22 protein-coding genes and 1 tRNA gene are annotated in these 21,252 nt (G+C 63.5%); 10 read left to right on the forward strand and 13 right to left on the reverse strand.

The annotated features are described in order from the left end of the window. The first annotated feature begins 33 nt into the window (after positions 1–33). From P6U28_RS33025 to P6U28_RS33040, 4 genes are all read left to right on the forward strand, one after another. Complete coding sequence (locus tag P6U28_RS33025) at positions 34–651, forward strand: hypothetical protein (RefSeq protein WP_122406278.1); 618 nt, start codon at positions 34–36, stop codon at positions 649–651. Further along, positions 638–1,012: a transcriptional regulator gene (locus P6U28_RS33030; RefSeq protein ID WP_122406277.1), complete on the forward strand. Its 375-nt coding sequence runs from the start codon at positions 638–640 to the stop codon at positions 1,010–1,012. The genes P6U28_RS33025 and P6U28_RS33030 overlap by 14 nt, the downstream gene beginning before the upstream one ends. A 29-nt stretch (positions 1,013–1,041) precedes the next feature. After that, entirely contained in the window at positions 1,042–1,782 is a 741-nt protein-coding gene (locus tag P6U28_RS33035; RefSeq protein ID WP_407120508.1) for a di-trans,poly-cis-decaprenylcistransferase, read from the forward strand. 168 nt (positions 1,783–1,950) lie between these two features. Continuing rightward, the gene (locus tag P6U28_RS33040) at positions 1,951–2,436 is read left to right on the forward strand and encodes a Crp/Fnr family transcriptional regulator (RefSeq protein WP_407120509.1); all 486 of its coding nucleotides are present in this window, start codon (positions 1,951–1,953) and stop codon (positions 2,434–2,436) included. Here the strand turns inward: P6U28_RS33040 and P6U28_RS33045 are convergent. After that, positions 2,375–3,202 (reverse strand): metallophosphoesterase, encoded by an 828-nt coding sequence (locus P6U28_RS33045; RefSeq protein ID WP_407120510.1) that lies wholly within the window; start codon positions 3,200–3,202, stop codon positions 2,375–2,377. The genes P6U28_RS33040 and P6U28_RS33045 overlap by 62 nt on opposite strands. Positions 3,203–3,359: 157 nt before the next feature. Between P6U28_RS33045 and P6U28_RS33050 the strand changes: the two genes are divergently transcribed. Both P6U28_RS33050 and P6U28_RS33055 read left to right on the forward strand, forming a co-directional pair. Further along, positions 3,360–4,043 carry a DNA-3-methyladenine glycosylase I gene (locus P6U28_RS33050; protein WP_407120511.1) on the forward strand — a complete coding sequence of 228 codons (684 nt, stop codon included), beginning with the start codon at positions 3,360–3,362 and terminating at the stop codon, positions 4,041–4,043. 212 nt (positions 4,044–4,255) lie between these two features. Further along, a complete protein-coding gene (locus tag P6U28_RS33055) occupies positions 4,256–4,549 on the forward strand; it encodes a hypothetical protein (protein WP_122406272.1) in 294 nt (97 codons plus the stop codon). Between the two features lie 423 nt (positions 4,550–4,972). On the opposite strand, the gene P6U28_RS33060 is transcribed toward P6U28_RS33055, so the two are convergent. Both P6U28_RS33060 and dinB read right to left on the reverse strand, forming a co-directional pair. Continuing rightward, positions 4,973–6,412 (reverse strand): sensor histidine kinase, encoded by a 1,440-nt coding sequence (locus P6U28_RS33060; RefSeq protein ID WP_122406271.1) that lies wholly within the window; start codon positions 6,410–6,412, stop codon positions 4,973–4,975. 106 nt (positions 6,413–6,518) lie between these two features. Further along, positions 6,519–7,619, reverse strand: a complete 1,101-nt coding sequence (gene dinB, locus P6U28_RS33065) for a DNA polymerase IV (protein ID WP_407120512.1) — start codon at positions 7,617–7,619, stop codon at positions 6,519–6,521. Between the two features lie 128 nt (positions 7,620–7,747). Between dinB and P6U28_RS33070 the strand changes: the two genes are divergently transcribed. The 4 genes from P6U28_RS33070 (at position 7,748) to P6U28_RS33085 (ending at position 9,660) form a co-directional block, all read left to right on the forward strand. Further along, positions 7,748–7,957 (forward strand): hypothetical protein, encoded by a 210-nt coding sequence (locus tag P6U28_RS33070; protein ID WP_407120513.1) that lies wholly within the window; start codon positions 7,748–7,750, stop codon positions 7,955–7,957. Between the two features lie 18 nt (positions 7,958–7,975). Next, positions 7,976–8,296 (forward strand): AAA family ATPase, encoded by a 321-nt coding sequence (locus tag P6U28_RS33075; protein ID WP_407123134.1) that lies wholly within the window; start codon positions 7,976–7,978, stop codon positions 8,294–8,296. Positions 8,297–8,632: 336 nt separating this feature from the next. Continuing rightward, positions 8,633–9,067: a hypothetical protein gene (locus P6U28_RS33080; RefSeq protein ID WP_407120514.1), complete on the forward strand. Its 435-nt coding sequence runs from the start codon at positions 8,633–8,635 to the stop codon at positions 9,065–9,067. 278 nt (positions 9,068–9,345) lie between these two features. Then, entirely contained in the window at positions 9,346–9,660 is a 315-nt protein-coding gene (locus tag P6U28_RS33085; protein ID WP_407120515.1) for a hypothetical protein, read from the forward strand. A 254-nt stretch (positions 9,661–9,914) separates the two neighbouring features. Here P6U28_RS33085 and P6U28_RS33090 read toward each other — a convergent pair. The 10 genes from P6U28_RS33090 to P6U28_RS33135 form a co-directional block, all read right to left on the reverse strand. Then, positions 9,915–9,991, reverse strand: a tRNA-Arg gene (locus P6U28_RS33090). A 98-nt stretch (positions 9,992–10,089) separates the two neighbouring features. Next, positions 10,090–10,788 carry a metallophosphoesterase family protein gene (locus tag P6U28_RS33095; RefSeq protein WP_407120516.1) on the reverse strand — a complete coding sequence of 233 codons (699 nt, stop codon included), beginning with the start codon at positions 10,786–10,788 and terminating at the stop codon, positions 10,090–10,092. Positions 10,789–10,834: 46 nt separating this feature from the next. Continuing rightward, positions 10,835–11,746, reverse strand: coding sequence for a hypothetical protein (locus P6U28_RS33100; RefSeq protein ID WP_407120517.1), 912 nt, complete (start codon positions 11,744–11,746; stop codon positions 10,835–10,837). Position 11,747: 1 nt separating this feature from the next. After that, entirely contained in the window at positions 11,748–12,911 is a 1,164-nt protein-coding gene (locus tag P6U28_RS33105; protein ID WP_407123135.1) for an MBL fold metallo-hydrolase, read from the reverse strand. A gap of 326 nt (positions 12,912–13,237) precedes the next feature. Continuing rightward, positions 13,238–14,287 carry a diguanylate cyclase gene (locus tag P6U28_RS33110; RefSeq protein ID WP_407120518.1) on the reverse strand — a complete coding sequence of 350 codons (1,050 nt, stop codon included), beginning with the start codon at positions 14,285–14,287 and terminating at the stop codon, positions 13,238–13,240. Continuing rightward, positions 14,287–17,409, reverse strand: coding sequence for an EAL domain-containing protein (locus tag P6U28_RS33115; protein ID WP_407120519.1), 3,123 nt, complete (start codon positions 17,407–17,409; stop codon positions 14,287–14,289). The genes P6U28_RS33110 and P6U28_RS33115 overlap by 1 nt, the downstream gene beginning before the upstream one ends. Before the next feature lie 171 nt (positions 17,410–17,580). After that, positions 17,581–18,666, reverse strand: a complete 1,086-nt coding sequence (locus P6U28_RS33120; protein ID WP_407120520.1) for a branched-chain amino acid ABC transporter permease — start codon at positions 18,664–18,666, stop codon at positions 17,581–17,583. Continuing rightward, positions 18,663–19,673: a branched-chain amino acid ABC transporter permease gene (locus P6U28_RS33125; RefSeq protein WP_407120521.1), complete on the reverse strand. Its 1,011-nt coding sequence runs from the start codon at positions 19,671–19,673 to the stop codon at positions 18,663–18,665. The genes P6U28_RS33120 and P6U28_RS33125 overlap by 4 nt, the downstream gene beginning before the upstream one ends. Further along, on the reverse strand, positions 19,670–20,392 hold the full coding sequence (locus P6U28_RS33130) for an ABC transporter ATP-binding protein (RefSeq protein ID WP_122406264.1): 723 nt from the start codon (positions 20,390–20,392) through the stop codon (positions 19,670–19,672). The genes P6U28_RS33125 and P6U28_RS33130 overlap by 4 nt, the downstream gene beginning before the upstream one ends. Beyond that, positions 20,389–21,153 carry an ABC transporter ATP-binding protein gene (locus P6U28_RS33135; RefSeq protein ID WP_407120522.1) on the reverse strand — a complete coding sequence of 255 codons (765 nt, stop codon included), beginning with the start codon at positions 21,151–21,153 and terminating at the stop codon, positions 20,389–20,391. Before P6U28_RS33135 ends, P6U28_RS33130 begins: the two co-directional genes overlap by 4 nt. Between the last annotated feature and the right edge of the window lie 99 nt (positions 21,154–21,252).

The raw sequence follows: 21,252 nt of genomic DNA on the forward strand, positions 1-21,252 counted from the left end.
ATGCCCGGGTGGAACGAGGTTTTGGCGTTGCCAATGCGCGATCTCGACAAGGCGCTGGCCGACATCGTGGCGATCCGCAGCCAGATCGCGGCGGGCACCGCCTTCCGCGGCTACGGCCCGGCGACAATGGCGGCGACCGGCGCCGTCGCGCTCATCACCGCGATTCTGCAATTCTGGCTGCTGGGTGATCCCACCGGTGAGCCGCTCGGCTTCTTCGTCGGCTGGTTCATCGCTGCCGTTCTCTCGGGGCTCATCATCGGCATCGAGATGCGGGCGCGCTCGCGACGCCATCATTCGGGTCTTGCCGATGCCATGATCCACCAGGCGATCGAGCAGTTTCTGCCCGCCGGCGTTGCCGGCGTGCTGCTCGCAGTGGTGATGTGGAAGTTCGCGAGCGAGACGCTGTGGCTGCTGCCGGGTCTGTGGCAGATCCTGGTGTCGCTCGGCATCTTCGCCTCGGTCCGCTCGCTGCCGCGCACGGTCGCGCTCGCGGGCGCCTGGTATTTCGTGTCGGGCTTTGCGGTCGTCGTGCTCGCGAGCCGAACCCACACGCTGTCGCCATGGACCATGGGGCTGCCCTTCGTGATCGGGCAATCGGTGATGGCGGCCATTCTGCATTTCGCGTCCGGAGACAACGATGTCGAAGATTGACAGCGCGCCCTTCTCATATGAAGGGCTCGACCGCGTGATCCACGAGAAGGCGAGGCTCGGGCTTCTGACCTCGCTGATGGCGCATCCCAAGGGCCTGGCATTCGGCGACCTCAAGCAGCTCTGCGGCCTCACCGACGGCAATCTCAGCCGGCACCTAGCCGTGCTCCAGGAAGCCGGCCTCGTCGAGGTGACCAAGGGCTATGAGGGCAACCGCCCGCACACGACCTGCCGCCTGACCAAGGCCGGCCGCCGCCGTTTCCTCGACTATCTCGCCGTGCTCGAGCGGCTGGTGCGCGACGCGGCGAAAGCTGCCGGCCGCGAGGCGCCGCCGCTCGGCCGCCTCGATATCGTCTCGACCTGATCTTCCCCTTTTTGGCTGGAGACTTTGCAATGCAAAGTGAAATCACGTCCCGCAACGAGAAGCTTCATGTCGGCATCATCATGGACGGCAACGGCAGATGGGCGACGCGGCGCGGCCTGTCGCGCGTGCGCGGTCACGAGGCTGGCGTCGAAACCATCCGCCGTATCGTCGAGGCCGCGCCCAAGCAGGGCATCGGCACGCTGACGCTTTACGCCTTCTCAACCGACAATTGGCGGAGGCCGAAGGCCGAGGTCGCCGCACTGATGACCTTGCTGCGCTTCTATCTCACCAGCGAGGTGCAGAGCCTGCTCAGGAACGGCGTGCGCCTCTCCGTCATCGGCCGCCGCGATCGCCTGCCCGACGGCGTCGCCACCGCAATCACCCGCGCCGAGGAAGCCACGGCCGATGGCAGCGCGCTGCATTTGCGCATCGCCGTCGATTATTCCGCGCGTGACGCCATCCTCAACGCCGCGGCGAAGGCGGCTGCGCTGACGAGCCTCACCCGCGAAGCCTTCTCGCAGCTCGTTACCGGCGAGGCTGGCCTTCGCGACGTCGATCTCATCATCCGCACGTCCGGCGAGAAGCGGCTGTCGGATTTCCTGCTCTGGGAAGGCGCCTATGCCGAGCTGCACTTCACCGAGCGGATGTGGCCCGAATTCGAGGCGGGCGATCTCGCTGACGCGCTCGCCGCCTTCCACAGCCGTGAGCGCCGCTTTGGTGGCTTGCAGGCCATTCTGCCTGGGGAGGTGCCTTCGCTCTCTCGGGTGTGACGGGCGGCACGTGAGAACGAGTTGTTGGTTTTCAGCCGCATGACCGGCAAGGATGTCCAAGCGGCGGGCAGGCGGCGCCAGCCGCATCCCCGTTGATTGCCGCCTGGCATGGATCGTGCTCTAGTATTCCGACGTTGGATATCGCGCCGCGACGGGAGCTTTCGCAAGATGCGTGCGGTCCTGGACTATTGCACCGGCGGAACGGAGCGGCAGCTTGCCGCCGGCACGGTCGTGGTCGCCGAGGGTGGCACCACCGGCCATCTCTACGTGCTGACGCAAGGCAAGCTCGAGGTGCTCAAGGGCGAGATGGTGGTCGCCACCGTCACCGAGCCCGGTGCGGTGCTGGGTGAAATGTCCGTGCTGCTGGGCCAGCCGCACACCGCAACCGTGCGGGCCTGCTCCGACGCGGTGGTCTACGAATTCGAGGATGCCGCCTCGTTCCTGGAGAGGGAGCCGGGCGTGGCCCTGCTGATCGCAAAAATGCTGGCGCAGCGGCTCAATGTCGCCAATACCTACCTCGCCGATCTCAAGCGGCAATATGCCGGCCACGGCACGCATCTGGCCATGGTCGGCGAAGTGCTCCAGAGCATGATCAACCTGCCGCCCCTCGAGGTCTCGCCAGGCTCGGATCGGCAATCCGATCCAAGAATGTGAGCCAATCGGGCGGCGCCTCGATCGGAGCGGCGGGGCGCTTCAGCGGCGCATGCAGGTCGATCCATTGGGCCTCGCCGGCCGCAAGCCAGAACGCTTTGTCCGCACCGAGGTCCAGCACGATGTAGGTCGGGGGGCGGCCTGGTTGCAGGCCCGTGTTGAAGACCCAGGTCTGGCCCAGCCGGTCGAACCACGAGCCGCCGGTGACGAACGGCGACTGGTGCACATGGCCCGAGATCACCATCGACGGCTGGTACTGCATGACCCATTGCACCAGCTCGACGTCGCCGAAGAAGCGCTTGCCGCCCCAGCTCGTGGGTGAATCCGCCGGCGGCGCATGATGGGCCCAGATCCAGCGCTGCGGTCGGTCGGCCGCGGCATCGCGCAACTGCTCGACGAGGCGTTGCTTGACCAGTGGTCCGTCCCACCACGGGCACACCGTGAACAGGGTGCCACCGATGTTGAGGCTGTCGCCGTCGCAGGCAATGCCAAGCTCGCGCACCTCCGAGATCCAGCGCGAAATCTTTTCGCCCTCCGCGTTGCGCTCGTCGAGGTCGTGATTGCCGGAGCAGAGGATCACGCGGCTCGTCGCGGCAAGCAGCGCGAGGTACTTCTTCACGACGACGATCTGGGCGCGAAAATCCACCATCGAGCCGATGTCGAGCGCATCGCCGGCGAAGATCACGAGATCGAATTGCGACGCCGCGCTGACCAGCCAGTCGAGCTGCGGCAGCGAATAGTGCAGGTCGGCCACGACCAGGCAGCGCATTGGAGAATCGTCCGCGAGAGGTCGACTATATCCGGGAATTCCAGGCTCATGAAAGCAAGAAGCGGACCAGCATGTCGCTCCCTCGCGTCATCATCGCAGCGCTGGACCGGTTCATCGAATTCTGATGTCGTATTGAACCGTCAATGCGGATGTCCGTATGACCTCATTCAAGACCATTCGCACCCGCGCCGAGAAACGCAAGGGCGGGCCCAAGGCGTTGGAGAAACTGTTGCCGGCCAAGCCGGACCTCAAGCGGCTGGCCAAGCTCGGCGACGACCGTATCCTCGCCGAAATGACCAAGCGCGTGTTCTGCGCCGGCTTTGCCTGGAGCGTGATCGATTCGAAATGGGACGGCTTTGAAGACGCCTTCCTGCATTTCCAGCCCGCCAAGCTCACCTTCCAGCCCGAAGAGTATTGGGAGGGCCTGCTGCGCGACGCGCGCATCGTGCGTAACGGCGCCAAGGTCATGTCGGTGCGGGACAATGCCGTCTTCGTCCAGGAGATCGCGAAGGAGCACGGCAGCTTCGGCAAGTTTCTGGCGAAGTGGCCGTCGTCCGACGAGATCGGCCTGCTCGATCTCCTCAACAAGCGCGGCAGCCGGTTAGGGGGCAACACCGGCCAGATGCTGCTGCGCTTCGTCGGCTGGGACGGTTTCGTGACGTCGAGGGACGTGGTGGCTTGCCTGCGCGGTGCGGGTCTCGACATTGCCGAAGAGGTCAAGTCGAAGGGCGACCGCGCCAAGGTGCAGGCACAGTTCAACGCCTGGGCCGGGGAGACCGGCCTGCCCTACGCACATCTGTCGCGCATCTGCGCGCTCTCGGTCGGCGAAAACGGCGCATAGCGCGTGAGCGCGGCCCACCGCCGGATCGTGTGCATCCTGTGGCGATCTTGTGCCGCGAGCGCGGCGGACGCCGCATGCGATCACGAAATACATTTTGCAGGAACCTTTGTCCGCAGCGCCTGTTCGGCCATTGAGCCAGGCGGACAAGCGCGCAGGGAACGCGCGCTTGTCCGCCCGGGTCAAAGGAACCGGCTACAGAAACGGAGCAGCTCATGAAGCTCACATCTGAACAGGTGAAGCAGACCGTCAACCAGCTCGGCGCTCAGGTGCTGCCCGACGAACATCCCGCGATGCCGCAGCTCAACAGCATGTTCGGCGACCATACTTTCTTCGTCGACGAGATGGGCCTCAAGGTCCTCGAGCCCACGGGATCGCTTGGTACCGACCGCCAGAGCGGCGAAGTCGTCAGCCTCGCCGATTGGGGCGATTCCGACCTGACGCGCCTGATGGCGCATGAGCCCGAACCGACCGGCGTGATCGTGGTGTTCGAGCAGATGAAGCATTGAGCGCCCCGAGCAGGACGTTTCGAGACACGTGCGCCACGGTCGGCAAAGCGCTGATCGTGGCGCGAGGCTTCAGCATGCCCGGTCGTTCCGTTGTCTTCCAACGAGCGTCGTGCCGGTCGTGCTATCCGCCACGGCTGCGAGCGTAGCGCCACATTTCTCCGCGACAGGCCGGAAACAACGCGACGATCGTGAGCGAGACCGCATATGACCGCTGGCGACGCCGACTGGTCCGAACGGCAGCCCGCATATGAAGGCGAGAATCGATGTTGAGACATTGAACGGGCTCCAGCGCATGTACTCCTTGGTGCGACCCTGGCTGAGGCAGAGCCAGTTGGCGGGGCTGTTGTTGGCTTGCAGCAGACCGGCGATCCTGAGGGCGAAGATCGGCGCAGCCTCGGGAACCGCTCGCACGGCGTTCCGATCTCAAGAGACTTCGCTGCTGTGTTGCAATGTCTGTTCTGTCGGAATCTCGATGGCGATCTGAGTTCCCGGACCCGCTTTGCGCTCAAGTCGCAAGCGCCCGTTGAGCGATGAGGCAACTAGGTTGAACGCGATGTGGAGTCCCAGGCCGGCATTGCCACGCTCCCGACTGGTCGTCACGAACGGATCGAAGACGTGAGCCTGCAATGGCTCGGGGATTCCGACGCCTTCATCGGCGCAGACCAGGCGGACCGAAGTCGGGTCCGGCCGGCTCACCGTGATGACAAACCTGCCGCCTCTCTTGTCAGGATAGGCGTGCACGGCAGTGTTGAGGGCGAGATTGCTGATCACCTGAGCAAGCGCTCCGGGGTAGCTGTTGAGCTTGACTCCCGCCGGGCATTGCACCTCGACCGTCAGGCCGTGATGCGCCAGCAATGGCCCGAGCTTGGACATCAACTCCGACAGCCAATCCCTGAGTTCGAAAGTGCGCCGGTCCTCATCGGCTTGGTGAACGGCGACCTGCCTGAAGCTGTGCACCATCTCGGACGCGCGATGCAGATTGTCGAAGGTCAGGCTGAGTCCCTGCTTCAGCCGGTCAATGCCCTTGGTCAGATCGGAGCGCCGGACCGATGCTCCGGCCAATGCGTCACTCATCGCTTGCAGGTCAGCCTGCATGGCCGTCGAGGTGGTCAAGGCGAGGCCGAGCGGGGTGCTGACCTCGTGAGCGACACCTGCCACCAATTGCCCGAGCGAGGCGAGCTTTTCCGCCTGCACGAGGTGCTCCTGGGTCGCGCGCAGATCTCGCAGCGATTTCTCCGAGCGTTCTTTCTCGCGTTGCAGCGCCTCGGATGTCCGGAATTGCTTTCGCGCCCGGTACTCGCGTGCAGCCACAGCGTAGAGCGATAGCGCGTAGGCGTTGCCGACGAGAGAGTGGTTGATGAACCTGAGGCCCGCCGGCAGCGTCGGCGCGAACGTCTCGGCGATCAGCAGCGCCACCCATGAGAGCAAACAGAAGATCGCCAGCGAGCCGATCCGCAATGGCAGCATGGTCGAGACGAACAGGATGATCATCATCATGCCGGGCGCGGCAAACGTGAAGCCCGACGGCAGCACGAGATAAATGCTGGGCAGGATGCAGCCGGGGATGACGCAATAGACGAGGAAAATGGTCTCCGCCCACGGCTTCATCCAGCGCCGTGACAGCAATGCCGTGAGCGGCAGCAGGATGAACACGGCGGTGCCACCACGGATTGCGAGCGTGGTCGGCACGACTTCGGGGTAGAGCACCCAGTCCCACAGTGTGTAGCCGGCATAGGTGGCGGCGCCGAGCAGCATCGCGATCTGCGTCCAGCCGAGACTGCCTCGGACATATTGGTCGACAAACCGGCGCTCCTCGATGCGGTCTTCGAAACGCAGTCCGAGGCGTATCAATAAGGCAAGCATTCCAGCATCAATCGCGAAAAACCGTGTCTTGGTGTCTCTACGACAGGTTTGGCGCCGCGTCGCGGACAAAGATGCCGCGCTCGCTGAAGGGGGCCTCCAGCCCCGTTCAGATGCCCAACGTCAGCTGCGGCTCCGCACCGTCTCCGACCTGGAGCGACGACAGCGAGACCCCCAACAGCCTGACGCGCTTGGGCAGCGGCATCTCGGCTTCGAGCAGGCCGCAGGCCAGCCGCTCCAGATCGTCGCGGCCGGCAACGGCCGCCGTGACCGACCTGCTGCGCGTGATGATCTCGAAGTCGGCGAACTTGATCTTCAGGGTCACGGTGCGGCCGCGATTGCCGGTGGCTTCGCAATGGCGCCAGACTTTATCGACGAGAGGCCTGAGCTCGGCGACCAGCGCGTCGAACGCGTCGAGATCCGCCGAGAACGTATTCTCCGCACCGATCGACTTGCGGATCCGGTTGGCGCGGACCGGCCGCTCGTCGACGCCGCGTGAGATCCAATAATAGTATGCGCCCGACTTGCCGAAATTCGCATTCATGAACTCCAGCGTCTGGTTACGGATGTCGCGGCCGGTGAATAGGCCGAGCGCGTTCATCTTGGCAGCTGTCGCCGGACCGATGCCATGGAACCTGCCGACGGGCAGCGTCTCGACGAAGGCCGGTCCCATCTCCGGCGAGATCACGTACTGACCATTGGGCTTGCGATGATCGGAAGCGAGCTTGGCCAGAAACTTGTTGTAGGAGATGCCCGCGGACGCGTTGAGGCCGGTCTCGGCCTTGATCTTCTCGCGGATCTTCAGCGCGATGTCCCGCGCCAGCGGAATGCCTTGCAGGTTCTCCGTGACGTCGAGATAGGCTTCGTCGAGTGACAATGGCTCGATCATCGCCGTGTGCTCGGCGAAGATGTCGCGGATCTGCCTGGAGATCGCCTTATAGACCTCGAAGCGTGGCTTGACGAAGATCAGATCGGGACACTGCCGCTTCGCCGTCACCGATGGCATGGCGGAGCGAACGCCGAACTTGCGGGCCTCGTAGCTGGCGGCCGCGACGACACCGCGTTCCGCGGAGCCTCCGACCGCGACCGGCTTGCCGCGCAGCTCCGGATTGTCGCGCTGCTCCACCGACGCGTAGAAGGCATCCATGTCGATGTGGATGATCTTGCGCACCGGCGAGGCTGCGCCGGTCACCGTGTCGGATTCGCTCATGGCAAGATGATACAAGCGAGCAAGGAGAAGCGCGAGGTGATGGATGGGTCAGTTGTCAAAGCGCAATCTCAGGCTTGTGAGTGGCAAGCGGGAGCACGCGACCTAATATGAGCCGGCGGAGGACGCCCATGCAATACAGCTCCGAACTCATTCAGACGATGCGCCAAGCGCTGGAGACCGTGATGGCGAACGTGCCGGCTCACCAGTCGGTCTTCGGTCTGAAAGCGGCCGTAGCCGAATGCATCCTGAAGGCCGCGGCACACGGCCAGACTTCGTATGACGGACTGGTGGCGTCCGCCTCTGATCAGGTTCAGGCAATCATCTCGATGCTGACGTGAGAGCCGGCATGAAAGCGGCTGCAAGCTGGCGCACCCGACGTCGATCTCTTGGAAGAGATGGCGAGGAAAATCGGCAATGTCAGGCTGATCATCGTCGATCCGATCTCGGCATACATGGGCGGCAGCGACGGCAACGGGAACGTAGAGACCCGGGAAGTGCTGGAGCCGTTGGCCGACATGGCAAACCGTCTGCGCATCGCTGTGGTCGCCGTGACGCACCTCAACAAGAGTGGAGGCGGGGGCAACCAGAGCGCCTTGAACCGGTTCGCCGGATCGATCGCGTTCGAAGGGCCCAAAACCTCGCAGTCTCTTTCGTCCAATCATCCGTGCCAGGCTTGAGATTTTGAAGGCGTCCCGTGGTCTGCGCCGCCTCAAAGTACAGGTCGAGCTTCTTGGTGAGGAAGGGACGTTGTGCCTCAATCCTCCGGGTTGCCTCTGCCGCTTTTTCCGCCTCCAACCTCTTGGTCGAGTAGTCGTAGAGCGTCCACAGAGCTCCGACCAAAACCGCAGCAATTGGAAGCCAATCTTGTACGAACTGGAGGGCTGGTGATTTCTTCTGCGCCGGCGGCTCTCGGACGGGTAATTTGCTCATGTGTCAAACCATTATTCAAGCAATGGACAGACAATCCTGACCATGGTTGTATGAAAGTGCGGACTCAACCAAGGGAGGGGGAAATGGTCAAATGGATACTTGCCTGCTTGGTGGCTTTGGCTATTTCAGACGCAAGCGCCCAACAACTGGGGAATTACTCCGCCAATCCGTACGCTCCTAACTCGACAGGTAATCCGTACGGTGCTGGAAGCCCGTTTGGTCAAAACAGCATCAACAATCCCTACGGGCGCTATGGCAGCCAGTACAGCAACGATTCGGCAACCAACCCGTATGCTACGAACGCTCCAAAGCTATACGATTCCGATGGGAATTATCGAGGACGCCTGAGCAGCAATCCTTACGAACTGGACTCCGTTTCAAACCCCAACGGCCGATACGGCAGCCGCTACTCATCGGACAGCATCAACAATCCATACGGAGCCGGAAATCCGTATTCGGCGGACAGTCCGACGAACCCATATGGCAAGGGCCTGTCTATTCAGGGCGACGATGACTAGCGACTCCTGGGTCTTGGCCAGGGTCTGTGGAGGACCAGGAGCGTCTCACATCTACGGTTTTGAAGCTATGACACGATCGAATTCCTGCGCTGGTCCTTCAACGATCAATATGCGGTGCTCCAAAGTGAGGAGAACTTCCGTCGGTACGTATGCGAGAACCTTGATGAGATCGAATCCGAGGCTCGTCCTGCAAACTGTGCTTCTTGGCCTGATCCTATGGAGGGTCTGGTGATGACGCATGGCCCATTCCACGCTTCCAAGGTGCATTAGGTCTAAGAATGGCGGGCCGCGACTATGACGGGGAGGACGACGAGAAGCCTCCTAAGCTGAGGGTCGTTGGCGATAACCCGAATGCTCGGGCCGATCGACAAATCGAATGGGCCAAGGACGAGGCGCAGCGCGCACTATCCCAATTCGCCGCCGCTCTGCTGCGTACAATGGTGGGTAACGATACCGAAGCGGTCTACCTCATCCGTCGGCTGGCTCTCGTCGTAGAGGCGATTAACAAATTCGAGAAACAGGCGGATCGCGGGATATCGGCCGCAGAGCTGCAGGAAGCGCCTGGCTCAGGCCGAAATGGATTATTCAGCTGACGATGATTGGCGCCATCGTCACTGGCTCCGCGAACACGGGATGGACGCAATTGTGAAAGGAGCCCTTCGCCTGGCACGCCGAAGGCTGGCTCTTCGCCAAGGATCTTGTGTGCTGGCGAACATCGATGTCGCGCTAACAGCACACTGGCATCGAACCGCGGACGAAGTCTGGAGCGTCGGGGACCCCGACAAGGCGGGACGCGCTATCGTGCACTGGTCAGAAGGCGGCTTGATTGGGTACAACCGCTTCGCGATGGCGCACCCGACACGATTCGAACGTGTGACCTTTGCCTTCGGAGGGCAACGCTCTATCCAGCTGAGCTACGGGTGCTAGTCGAGGTTCATTTAGCCGATTGCCGCGGGGTCGGCAACCTCCGCCCGCGCCCAGACGCCCGGTATCGCCCGATTCCCCGTCCTGCGCATCGCTTTTCAATCCAGGAGGGCGGCCGGTCGCGAGATCTCGCCGGAATCGTTCACAAACATCAACGGGCGCGCCTTCGAGGCGACGAACACGGCCGCCGTGAGCGGGCCGCCAAAGCAGGCGCCGGTATCCAGGTTCAGCCGATTCGCTCGCAGATCAGGTGTCCAGGACCGGACCGGCGTATGGCCATGGACGATGAACAACTCGTGGTCGAGATCGGACGACAAGAAGGGTTCCCGGATCCAGAGCAAGTCTTGGTCGGATTGCGACGCCAGCGGTACGCCCGGCCGTATTCCTGCGTGGACGAAAAGTCGTCCATGCTCGATCTTCATGAGCGGAAGCGCGCGTATCCAGTCGAGATGCTCACTCGGGAAATCGGCCGGATCCTCGATTCCGTAGCTGTCGGGCGTCTGTTCGCCGCCGTTTCCCCACCAGTTCATGAGATCCCGGTCGGTGCGCTCTATCTCGGCCGCGCGAAGCAGCATTTCCTCATGGTTGCCCCGGAGACAGACGAAGGATCGGTCCTGCTGCCCCTTGCTGCCCACGAGCACATCCATGACCTCGCGACTCTGGGGCCCCCTGTCGATGTAGTCTCCGACAAAGACAAACTGGGCGCTCCGATGGCCGCGAATCTCATCGCACACGGCGAGAAGCGACATCAGCTTTTCGAAGCAGCCGTGGATGTCGCCGATGGCGAATGTCAGCAATTCGTGCTCGGGAAGTGGCAAAGCAGGATTTCTCCCTCTTACCAACTCAGATGTAGAGATCCTTGGTCGTGCCCTTGAACCTGATGCGCTTTGGACCCACGCCCAAATCCGCGAGCGATTCAATCACCCTGTCGTTCAGCGTCTTGCCGTCCTTGTCCTTGCGATCACGCTGGTCCGCGGTGAAATCATAGACGAGCAGCCCGACATTGGCGTTGCTCACGTTGATCTTCTCTCCCTTCGCAACCGCGCCGACCGCCTCAGCCACACTACGGTGCCCGTTGCTCCATTCCGCCATCTCGGTCAGATTCTTCGCAACCCATCGATAGCTATCATCGATCTCCGTCTTGTGAAGGTCGATCACCGCCCTATAGTCCTTGATCTGGCGGAAAATCTTGCCGTTCTCCAGTTCGGGATTGCTGAACGTCTTGGCCTCCCAGAACACCAGATCTATTCCGCTCGCCGTCGTCTCGAAATTCGCAAGGTCGATGCGCGGAAGACTCCGCCCAACGCCGGGGGCGCCGGATGCGTTGATCGCGATCTCGACGTCGACGACGGAGCGATTGGATGTCGCGATCTCGTGAACGCCTTCCTTCTCTCGTCCGGAGTAGAGCGATGCAGCCCTTTTGAGCTTCTCCAGGGTCTTTGCGCCCTCATATTCGCGCGTCAGCATTCTTTGCTCGGCCTCGCCAAAGGCGAACTTGCCGTCGACGAGCGAGATCTGATCCTTCAACTCCGGATTCAGGAGATACTTTTCGTGCGTCGTGGTGGTCACCTTCCCGCCCTTGAACGACACCTTGAAGATGGATTGTCCCTGCCAATAGACGTTCAGGTACTCGTTCCGAACGCCGATGATGAGAGAGGAATCGGCGAGAACGTCCCTCCACCAGCCATCCTGCCGAGCAAGTGCCTCGAGTGCCTTGCGAAAGTCGTCTTGCCGGATTCCGCGTCTGAAGCTCATCTCATACCTCCCACCATTCGCCATCGCTGCGTCGCGTGACGTTGTCAAAATATTTGAAAAAGCTGTCGCCTTCGAATGTGTGAACGGGCACCAGCTTGTCCGGTCGTATTGCGCTCGAGAGCCGCTTGAGATCCAGGATGCTGGCGTGGCCCGAGGTATGGATGATCTCAATGGGTACGCCGCGTGTTGCGAGATCCGCCTTCAGCCTGGCTCCAGGACCATCCTTCAGGTATCCGTCCCATTGTGACCAGATCGCCCTGGCGCCGGCCCAGAGATTTGCGGTCTCCACGTCGGGGGCCATTGCCGGGCGAAACAACATCACTGTGCGATCGGCGATCTCGGTGATGCGCTCGCGGTAGATTCGCGCGGATTTGTACGGCTCGAGCAGGTCGAAGCGCCTGTTCCGTGCGATCTGTCGCCGCTGATATTCCGGCACGTAGACCGACAGGTTGGGCCAGCCGACGCTCGGCAAGCGCTCGTTGCCGGTGGCCCGCAATATCTCCATCGCGTAGAGGTCCAGCAGCAGCGTCCGGTCGCTGCGCTTGCAGGCGCGATAGAGGCTGACGATGCGATCGATGTTCTGCGCCGAGGCGGAGATGATGACGAAGCCCGGCGGCCCGAGGCTCTCGGTCAATCTCGCTTCGATGGCGTCTTCCGTCGGAAATTGTGTCCGTTCGTCAAGACGGCCGAGGCTCGATCCCTCCATCAGCATCGTATCGACGCCGCGGGGCGGATCGCTCACCAATCGCTCGAACAGGCCGCTCTTGCGGCCATGCGCGCGGATGTCGCCGCTATAGAACAGACGCCGGCCGGCGGCGTGGATCAGCAGCGCATAGGCATCATAGGCCGAATGATCGACCAGATAGGGCGTGATGCTGAAGGGGCCGATCTGCAAAGTCTTGCGATCGGCCAGCTCGAATGAAACGCCTGGCACGAAGCCGTTGGGCACGAAAGGAGCTGCCGCGCGCATGATGCGAGCGGTTGCAGCGCCCATGGCCAGGGGGACATTGGGGCTGCACAGGGGGAGCAAACCCCAGTGGTCGCCGTGTCCGTGCGACAGGACGATCGCACGCAGGGTCGGATCGTCGCCGCGAAGCCCGGCCACGGACGGGAGAAGATCGTCGGACGCGCCGTCGGCGTCGAGCGGAAGTCCAAGGTCGAGCAGGATTCTCTCGCCCGCGGCCTCGAGTTCGATGCAGGTGCCACCAATTTGCTGCGTTCCGCGGTGGACACGTCCGCGAAACGAACCGGCTTCCTTGGACATCAGCGGCTGGTCTCGATGGCTGAGCCGGGGGCGGCCGAGCAGGCGAGGGCACTGGGCAATGGGCAGGGAAACATCAAAGCGAATACAGCTCCAGGCAATGACTTATCTATATTCAAATGAGCGCCCGAGAAATTGCGACTTCTCGTGAAGAAAATCTGCATGTTGCTTCGGCGCAACATCACCCGTTGGCGAACCCGAACGCAATAGAAGCTTCAGTGGGCTGAACTTCAGCACCGGCGGGACCGGCGACTTGCGACGGCTGGAAGTCGGTGCGAGCCGCGATCGGCTCGCGCGAATTCGGCAAGCACGCGTTCGGCACAGATGACGCGGTTGCGGCCGAGCCGTTTGGCGACATAGAGCGCCTCGTCGGCCGCGCCCAGCAGCCGGTCGGGGCCGCCACCCGCGCCACCGGGAATCAGGCTTGCCACGCCGACGCTGAGGCTGACGTGGTCGCCGGCGCCCGCGGCGCCATGGGCGATCTGCAAGGCCATGACGGCGCTGCGGATCTCCTCGGCCACGGTGCAGGCGGCGTCGCAGTCCATGTCCGGCAGGATCAGCGCGAACTCCTCGCCGCCATAGCGGCTGGCGAGGTCGAGGGGGCGCACGGCATGCCGGTTGACGACAGCTGCGACCGCGCGAAGGCACTCGTCGCCGCTCTGGTGGCCGTGGCGGTCGTTGAACAGCTTGAAATGGTCGACGTCGACGAACAGCAGCGCCAGCGGCTTCTGCGTGCGCTGGGCGCGGGCCCACTCGCTCATCAGCATCTGGTCGAAGGCGCGGCGGTTCGACAGGCCGGTCAGCCCGTCCTTGGTGGCGAGCTCCTTCAGCGACATCTCGGCGCGCTTCTGGTCGGTGAGGTCGCGCAGCGTCTCCACCACCGCGATCAGGTTGCCGGCCTCGTCGTGAATCGGGCCGGCGTCGATGGCGAGATAGAGCTGGTTGCCGAGCTTCGGCATCACGCACCAGTTCTCCGCGGAAAAGCCGAGGCCATTGTGGCCGCGCGCGGCATATTCCGAATAGTACTCCGGCAGCTGTTCGGGACGGTCGAGCGCGACGAGGTCGGCAAGGCATGGGCGCCTGGTTTCGTAGAAGGCCTGCCAGTGCTTATTGGTGCCGATCACCTCGGAAGCGTCGACGCCGGTCAGCCGCTCGCAGGCCCTGTTCCAGATCACGACACGGCGCCTCGGATCGATCACGAAGGTCGGCACCACCAGGTGCTGCATCAGCCGCACCGCGTAGGAATCCGCGAGATCGACATGTTTGCGCGGCTTCGCCATCACGCCACCGCCGCCACGGGCAAGGTCCCGGGCAAGCCATCGCCGGGACCGAACAGCCTTCGCACTTCGCTGGCGGGCTTCGGCGCGCTGAACAGATAGCCCTGCATCTGCGTGCAGCCGAGCGCGCGCAGCATGTCGCGCTGTGCCTCGGTCTCGACGCCCTCGGCGACCGTGGTCATGTTGCTGACGGCCGCGATGTTCACCACCGCCTGCACGATCACGGGCGCGCCGCTCGTCTCGGCGATGTCGGCGACGAAGCAGCGGTCGATCTTGATCTTGTCGAACGGGAAGCGCTTCAGATAGCTCAGCGAGGAATAGCCGGTACCGAAATCGTCGAGTGCGATGCGCACGCCGATCGAGCGGAGCTGATGCAGGATCGAGAGCGCCGCCTCGTCGTCGCGGATCAGCACCGCCTCGGTGATCTCGAGTTCGAGCCGGCGCGGGTCCAGCCCGGACGCGGCGAGCGCGCCCGCAATCCGCAGTGCCAGCGTGTCGCATTTGAGCTGCACCGGCGACACGTTGACCGCGACACGCACATGCGCCGGCCAGGTCGCGGCCTCGTTGCAGGCCATGCGCAGCACCCAGTCGCCGAGCTCGGTGATCAGGCCGGTGTCCTCGGCGATCGGAATGAACTCCGCCGGCGACACCATGCCGCGCTCGGGATGCCGCCAGCGCAGCAGCGCCTCGCAGCCCGACACTTCATTGGTGCGCAGGTCGACCAGCGGCTGATAGTGAATCTCGAAGCCGCCATTCACCAGAGCCTGCCGCAGATCCAGCTCCATGCTCAGGCGCGCCTTGGCGCTCGCATCCATTGCCGGCTCGAAGAAGCGGTGGGTGCGGCGTCCCTCGGCCTTGGCGCCGTACATCGCGAGATCGGCGTTCTTGATCAACTGATCGAGATCGGCGCCGTCCTGCGGCGCCAGCGCGATCCCGATGCTGGCGTCGGTCGAGAGCTGATGGCCGAGACAATGATAGGGCTGCCGAATCGCCTGGTAGATCCGCGTCACGAAGGACAGCACGTCGGCGGACGATGCGATCCCGGTCTGGATCACCGCGAACTCGTCGCCGCCGAGCCGCGCGATCAGGTCGCCCTGCTTGAGGCAGCCGCGGAGACGGCCCGCGATCGCCTTCAACAGCTCGTCGCCGACATGATGACCGAGCGAATCGTTGATGCCCTTGAATTCGTCGACGTCGATGTAGAGTAGCGCGAACTGGCAGCCATCGGCGACTTTCGCCAGCTCGCGTTCGATCTGCTCGCGGAACAGGGTCCGGTTCGGCAGGTCGGTCAGCGCATCGTAATGCGCCATATGCGCGATCTTTTCGTGATCGCGCCGCCGTTCGGTGACGTCCTCGATTACGTTGATGATGTAACGCGGCTTGCCCGCCTTGTCGCGAATGCCGATACGCTTCGAGATGGTATGTCGCTGGCCACCCGTCCGCCTCGGCCAACTTTGTTCCTTGACCAACAGCTGATCGGGCGATTGCAGCAAGGCGTCATCATCGCGCTTGACGATGACGGCCTCCGGTGCCGGGAGGATATCGGTGGCGGTCTTGCCGACGATCGTCTCGCCCGTTTCGTTGAAGACTTCCTCGGCGATGCGATTGACCAGCAGATATTGCCGCGTTTGAGCGTCCTTTACCGTGATCTGCGACGGAATGTGATCGATGATCTCGCGCAGGAAGGTGTGGTTGCGATCGCGCTCCTGTTCCAGGTCGCGGCGCTCGGTGATGTCTTCGATCGTGGCGACCCATCCGCCCTGCGCGAGAGGGGTGTTGATGACGTGGAAAGCGCGGCCATTGGCCAGCTGATGAGTTCTCGTGGAGACGGTACCTTCGGCGACGGTCCGCATGACGTCCGCCCAAAATTCCTCGACGTTGCCGTCGAACGCGCCGCGCTCCTTGCGATGGTACATCACCTCGCGAATGTGACAGCCGGGCTTGATGACGTCGTGGGACAGACCGAACATGTCGGCGTAGCGGCGATTGCAAATGACGATATATCCGGCGGCATCGTACAGGATCAGGCCCTGCGACATGTTGTTGAGGGCGGTATCCAGCCGCTGCCGCTCCAATTCGATTCGCTCCTTGGCCTCGCGGTTCTGCCGGTTGATCTGCCGAATGATGAGATAGAGGATCAGCGCGATCACGGCTGCCGAGAAGCCTGCCGTTGCGACCAGGAAGCCGGTCTGCTGCCGCCAGTCCGCGAGCGCAGCCGACATCGTATTGGTCGCAACGATGATCAGGGGAAAATGATTCAGGGACGCGGCCGAGCCGAGCCGGTCCTCGCCGTCGATCGGGCTCTTGACGCGAAGCGTCTGCTGACCGCCCCTGGTCAGCACCCTCTGCATCAGCGGGGCGTCCTTGAAGCTCCGTCCGATCAATTCTTCGACGTGCGGATAGCGCGCCAGCATCTTGCCTTCGCGATCGAACAGCGAGATCGCCGTGCCCTCGGCAAGCGCGACCGATGCGAAATACTGCCGGTAGCTGTCCGGGTCGATGCGCCGGACCATCACGCCGAGGAAGGTGCCGTCGGCGCCGGTCAGCCGGCGCGCGACGATCGTGGTCCATTGGTCGATGATGAAGCTGCGGACAGATTCCAGGATGAGCGGCTCGGCCGCTGGATCCGATTTGAACGTCTGGAAATAAGCGCGCGAGGAGACGTTGATCTTGGACAGGGGCTGGGTCCGCGACCAGTTGATCAGTTCGCCGTCGGCATCATAGATCGCGATGTCACCGAGATAGGACACGGAGCCGATCTTGCTGCGGAGCATCTGGTTCGTCGCAGGTCCGGAAATGCGCTCGCGGAACATTGCGGGCGAGGTGATCTCAGGCAGGTTCATCTGCTCGATCACATCGGCGGCGACGCTGTCGGAGTCCTGGAATTGCTGATCGAAGTGCCGCGCGATCAGCTGCACCGTGTTTTCCAGCTCGCGTTCGCGGTTGGCGAGGGCCCGCTCGCGAAATTCGCCGACGGCCACGGCCGTGACGATGAAAATGCCCGCGACCAGCAACACGCCGCAAAGGGTCAGCCACAGCACAGGACCACGCCGCGCCAAGACTTCCCAGCCGTTCCTCGCGGCTAGAGATATTCCGGCTGCAACCTTGGAAAAAACCTGGCGCATTCCCCCTCCCTGCTGGAACAGGAATACATTGCAGAAATGGCGCAAACCTTAGGAAAACCAGTTACCTAAGCATTAATTCGGCCGCGTGGTCGCGTCCGTAGGCTGCGAAGCGGGAATCTCGTTGCGGTTGCGCGGCGCGCGCAATCGCTGCTCTGCATCATTGATGCCGGCTTAGTGCGAGGCGCCTGCACTCTTGCCGCCGCCGGCCTTGCGCAGCCGTCCGACCACGCCGGTCGGAAAGAAGTAGACGCTGGCGATGAACAGCAGCCCGAGCCACAGCAGCCAGCGGTCCGGATGCAACAGCCCCGGCAGCAGCGGCAGGCCGGCTTCGCCCGCCGCCTTGGAGGCGACACCCATCAGCGACTGCAGATAGTTCTGGGCAAGGATGAAGATGGTGGCGCCGATGATCGCGCCGTAGATCGTGCCCATGCCGCCGATCACCACCATCAGCAGGATGTCCAGCATGATCGAGAAGCTGAGCGAGGTGTCGGGACCGGCATAGCGCAGCCACAGCGCGTTCAAGATGCCGGCGCTGGCGGCGACGAGCGCAGCGAGGCAGTTGGCGTAGGTCAGGTGGAACACGGTGCGGAAGCCGAGCGCCTCGGCGCGAAACCGGTTCTCCCGGATTGCCTGCAGCACGCGCCCGAACGGCGAGTTCACCACGCGCAGCAAAGCGAGGATCATCAGGCCAGAGATCGCGAACACCAGGTAGTAGATCAGGATGCGGCCGTTGATCTCGAAGCCGAACAGGCTTTTCGAGATCAGCACGCTGCCGGGGCGCAGCAATTCGGGCAGCTGAAAGCTGCGCCCGTCCTCGCCGCCGGTCAGCCAGGACAGCTGCGAGGCCAGCACCTGGAAGGCGGAGGCGACCGCGAGCGTGATCATGGCGAAGAAGATCGCGGCCACCCGCAGCGAGAACAGGCCGATGGCAAGCGCGAGCAGCGCTGCGAGCGGCAGGCCGGTGACGATTCCGGTTGCGACCGCGGCCCAGTTCGGGCCCATTCCGTACAAGGCGATCGCAATGGCGTAGCTGCCGATGCCGTAGAACATGGTATGGGCGAACGACACCGAGCCGGTATAGCCGAGCAGCAGGTCGTAGGAGGCGACCAGCGCGGCGAAGACGCAGATCTTGGCCGCGACGTTCAGCGCCTTGGCGCCCGGAAACAGGAACGGCGTCGCGGCCAGCGCCAGGATGATGACGACGAGAAGGAGCGTGAGGACGCGGCTGCGCGGCGGATCGCCTGAGAGAATCATCATCGGCTGGTCACCGCATAGAGGCCGCGCGGCCGCCACATCAGAATGGCGACCATCAGCAGGATGTTGGAGACGAGGGCGAGTTTCGGCACCAGGAAGCCGCCGTAATTGGCAACCATGGCGACCAGGATCGCGCCGATGAAGCAGCCGCCGATCGATCCCAGGCCGCCGATGATGACGACGATGAAAATCAACACGGTGAGGTCGTCGCTCATGGAGGCGTGCACCTGCTCGCGATAGAGCGCCCACATCACGCCCCCGAGGCCGGCCAGCGCCGAGCCCGTCATGAACACGCCGAGGAACAGCCGGCGGATCCGGTAGCCGAGCGCCTCGACCATCTCGCGGTTCTCGACACCGGCACGGATCAGGAGGCCGAGCTTGGTGCGGTTGAGCACGAGCTGGATCGCGATGAAGACGGCGAGCCCGAGCAGCATGGCCAGTACGCGGTATTTGGCGACCGCGACGTCGCCGAGGATGAAGGAGCCGCGCAGTGAGGCCGGCAGCGGCATCGGGATGATCTGCGGGCCCCACAGCGCATAGAGCGTCTGCTCGGCGACGATCAGGCCGCCGGTCGTCATCAGGATCTGCTTCAGGTGCTGGCCATAGACCGGCAGGATCAGCACGCGCTCGACGACCAGGCCAAGCGCGCCGGAGACTGCCATCGACAGCAGCGCGGCCGGCGCCAGCACCGCGAGGTTCACCCAGAGCGAATCCGCCTGAATTGACGCCGCAAACGGCGCCAGCACCAGCGTTGCGACATAGGCCCCGACGGCGATGAAGGCGCCGTGGCCGAAATTGAGCACGTCCATCAGGCCGAACACGAGGGTAAGGCCGGAAGCCATGATGAAGATCATCATGCCCATGGCAAGGCTCGCGGCGGTCAAGGTCAGCCAGGAGCTGGTCGATCCGATCAGCGGGATCATCAGCAGCGCGAGGGCGATCGGCAGCAGGACCGGCGCGAGATCGCGCTTCGGCTTCGGCAGCGGATCGGTTGAGGCAAGGTCTGTCACTGATGCGCCTCCAGGCTCAGGCCGAGCAGCCGCTCCTGCAGCGGCACGTCGGCGGCGAGCGCCGCCATCTCGCCGCGATGAACGATGGTGCCGTTGTCCATGACCAGCACGCTGTCGCCGAGCTCGCGGGCGGCAAAGAAGTTCTGCTCGACCAGCAGGATCGTCGCGCCCTTGCGCTTGATCTCCTTCAGGCACTCGATCAGCGCCATCACGATGGCGGGCGCGAGGCCCTTGGTCGGCTCGTCGATCAAGAGCAGCTTCCGCGGCTCGATGATGGCGCGCGCGATCGACAGCATCTGCTTCTGTCCGCCCGAGAGACTTCCCGCCCGTGACAGCCAGAACCGGCGCAGCGCGGGGAAGAAGCCGAAGATCCAGTCGAGCTGGGCATCGTCGAGGGGCCCGTCGCGGGCCGCGAGCACCAAGTTTTCTTTGACCGTGAGATCGGAGAACACCGCCATGCTCTCGGGCACGTAGCCGACGCCGAGCCGGGCGATGTCGGGCGTCGCAAGGCTCTCGATGCGCATCCCGGCGAGGGTGATCTCGCCCTTCGAGGCCTGCCACAGGCCCATGATGGTGCGCAGCGTCGTGGTCTTGCCCGCGCCGTTGCGGCCGAGCAGCATCGTGACCTGCCCTTGCGGGACGGCGAGATCGATGCCCTGAAGGATGTGGTAGCGCCCGATATGGGTGTGCACGCCGGAGAGTTTTAAGAGATCGGTCATGCGGCACTCTTTGGCGCAACGCCCAGATAGGCTTCCTGCACGATCGGCGAGGCGATCACCTCGGCGGGCGGACCGTCGGCGACGAGCTGGCCGTTATGCAGCACGATGATGCGGTCGGCGAGCGAGCGCACCACGTCCATCTTGTGCTCGACCAGCAGGATGATCTTGCTCTTGTCCTGCTTGAGCTGTGCGATGAGGTTGAGGACGACAGGCACCTCGTCGATGCTCATGCCGGCGGTCGGCTCGTCGAACATGAAGACCTTTGGCTCCAGCGCGATCATCAACGCCACTTCCAGCTTGCGCTGGTCGCCATGCGACAGCGCGGTCGCGGCGACGCCGCAGCGATTGCCGAGGGCGACCTGGTCGAGGATGGCGTCGGCGCGCGCGATCAGGTCGCGGCGCACCATCCAGGGCCGCAGCATGTCGTAATGGGTGCCGTTCGCCGCCTGCACCGCGAGGCGGACGTTCTCTTCCACGGTGAGGTTCGGGAATAGGTTGGTGAGCTGGAAGGCGCGCCCGAGGCCTGCGCGCGTGCGCATCGGCGCGGAATGCTGGGCGATGTCGGCGCCGTCGAACAGGATGCTGCCGTGCGAAGCGCGCAGCTGGCCCGAGATCAAATTGAAATAAGTGGTCTTGCCGGCGCCGTTCGGCCCGACGATGGCGGTGAGCTCGCCCGGGCGAAACGTGCAGGAGACATTGTTGACCGCGACATGGCCGCCGAAGCGTATGGTGAGATCGCGGGTTTCGAGGGTCAGGGGCATGGGTTTCAAGCGTGTCGGGCTGGTTGTGACACCTCTCCCCGGAAGGGGAGAGGTCGATTGGCTCCTGGCGATGCGCAGCATCGTCCAGTGCAAATCGGG

It is taken from the genome of Bradyrhizobium sp. STM 3561, assembly GCF_045571455.1.
Lineage (GTDB): Bacteria > Pseudomonadota > Alphaproteobacteria > Rhizobiales > Xanthobacteraceae > Bradyrhizobium > Bradyrhizobium vignae.

Excerpts from the sequence above, each read along its gene's own strand:
- dinB (WP_407120512.1), bottom strand. The coding sequence starts at position 7,619 with ATGAGCGAATCCGACACGGTGACCGGCGCAGCCTCGCCGGTGCGCAAG.
- P6U28_RS33135 (WP_407120522.1), bottom strand. The coding sequence starts at position 21,153 with ATGCCCCTGACCCTCGAAACCCGCGATCTCACCATACGCTTCGGCGGC.
- P6U28_RS33080 (WP_407120514.1), top strand. The coding sequence starts at position 8,633 with ATGGTCAAATGGATACTTGCCTGCTTGGTGGCTTTGGCTATTTCAGAC.
- P6U28_RS33060 (WP_122406271.1), bottom strand. The coding sequence starts at position 6,412 with ATGCTTGCCTTATTGATACGCCTCGGACTGCGTTTCGAAGACCGCATC.
- P6U28_RS33055 (WP_122406272.1), top strand. The coding sequence starts at position 4,256 with ATGAAGCTCACATCTGAACAGGTGAAGCAGACCGTCAACCAGCTCGGC.
- P6U28_RS33025 (WP_122406278.1), top strand. The coding sequence starts at position 34 with ATGCGCGATCTCGACAAGGCGCTGGCCGACATCGTGGCGATCCGCAGC.
- P6U28_RS33120 (WP_407120520.1), bottom strand. The coding sequence starts at position 18,666 with ATGATGATTCTCTCAGGCGATCCGCCGCGCAGCCGCGTCCTCACGCTC.
- P6U28_RS33030 (WP_122406277.1), top strand. The coding sequence starts at position 638 with ATGTCGAAGATTGACAGCGCGCCCTTCTCATATGAAGGGCTCGACCGC.
- P6U28_RS33035 (WP_407120508.1), top strand. The coding sequence starts at position 1,042 with ATGCAAAGTGAAATCACGTCCCGCAACGAGAAGCTTCATGTCGGCATC.
- P6U28_RS33045 (WP_407120510.1), bottom strand. The coding sequence starts at position 3,202 with ATGCGCTGCCTGGTCGTGGCCGACCTGCACTATTCGCTGCCGCAGCTC.
- P6U28_RS33100 (WP_407120517.1), bottom strand. The coding sequence starts at position 11,746 with ATGAGCTTCAGACGCGGAATCCGGCAAGACGACTTTCGCAAGGCACTC.
- P6U28_RS33115 (WP_407120519.1), bottom strand. The coding sequence starts at position 17,409 with ATGCGCCAGGTTTTTTCCAAGGTTGCAGCCGGAATATCTCTAGCCGCG.
- P6U28_RS33050 (WP_407120511.1), top strand. The coding sequence starts at position 3,360 with ATGACCTCATTCAAGACCATTCGCACCCGCGCCGAGAAACGCAAGGGC.
- P6U28_RS33070 (WP_407120513.1), top strand. The coding sequence starts at position 7,748 with ATGCAATACAGCTCCGAACTCATTCAGACGATGCGCCAAGCGCTGGAG.
- P6U28_RS33085 (WP_407120515.1), top strand. The coding sequence starts at position 9,346 with ATGGCGGGCCGCGACTATGACGGGGAGGACGACGAGAAGCCTCCTAAG.
- P6U28_RS33040 (WP_407120509.1), top strand. The coding sequence starts at position 1,951 with ATGCGTGCGGTCCTGGACTATTGCACCGGCGGAACGGAGCGGCAGCTT.
- P6U28_RS33130 (WP_122406264.1), bottom strand. The coding sequence starts at position 20,392 with ATGACCGATCTCTTAAAACTCTCCGGCGTGCACACCCATATCGGGCGC.
- P6U28_RS33110 (WP_407120518.1), bottom strand. The coding sequence starts at position 14,287 with ATGGCGAAGCCGCGCAAACATGTCGATCTCGCGGATTCCTACGCGGTG.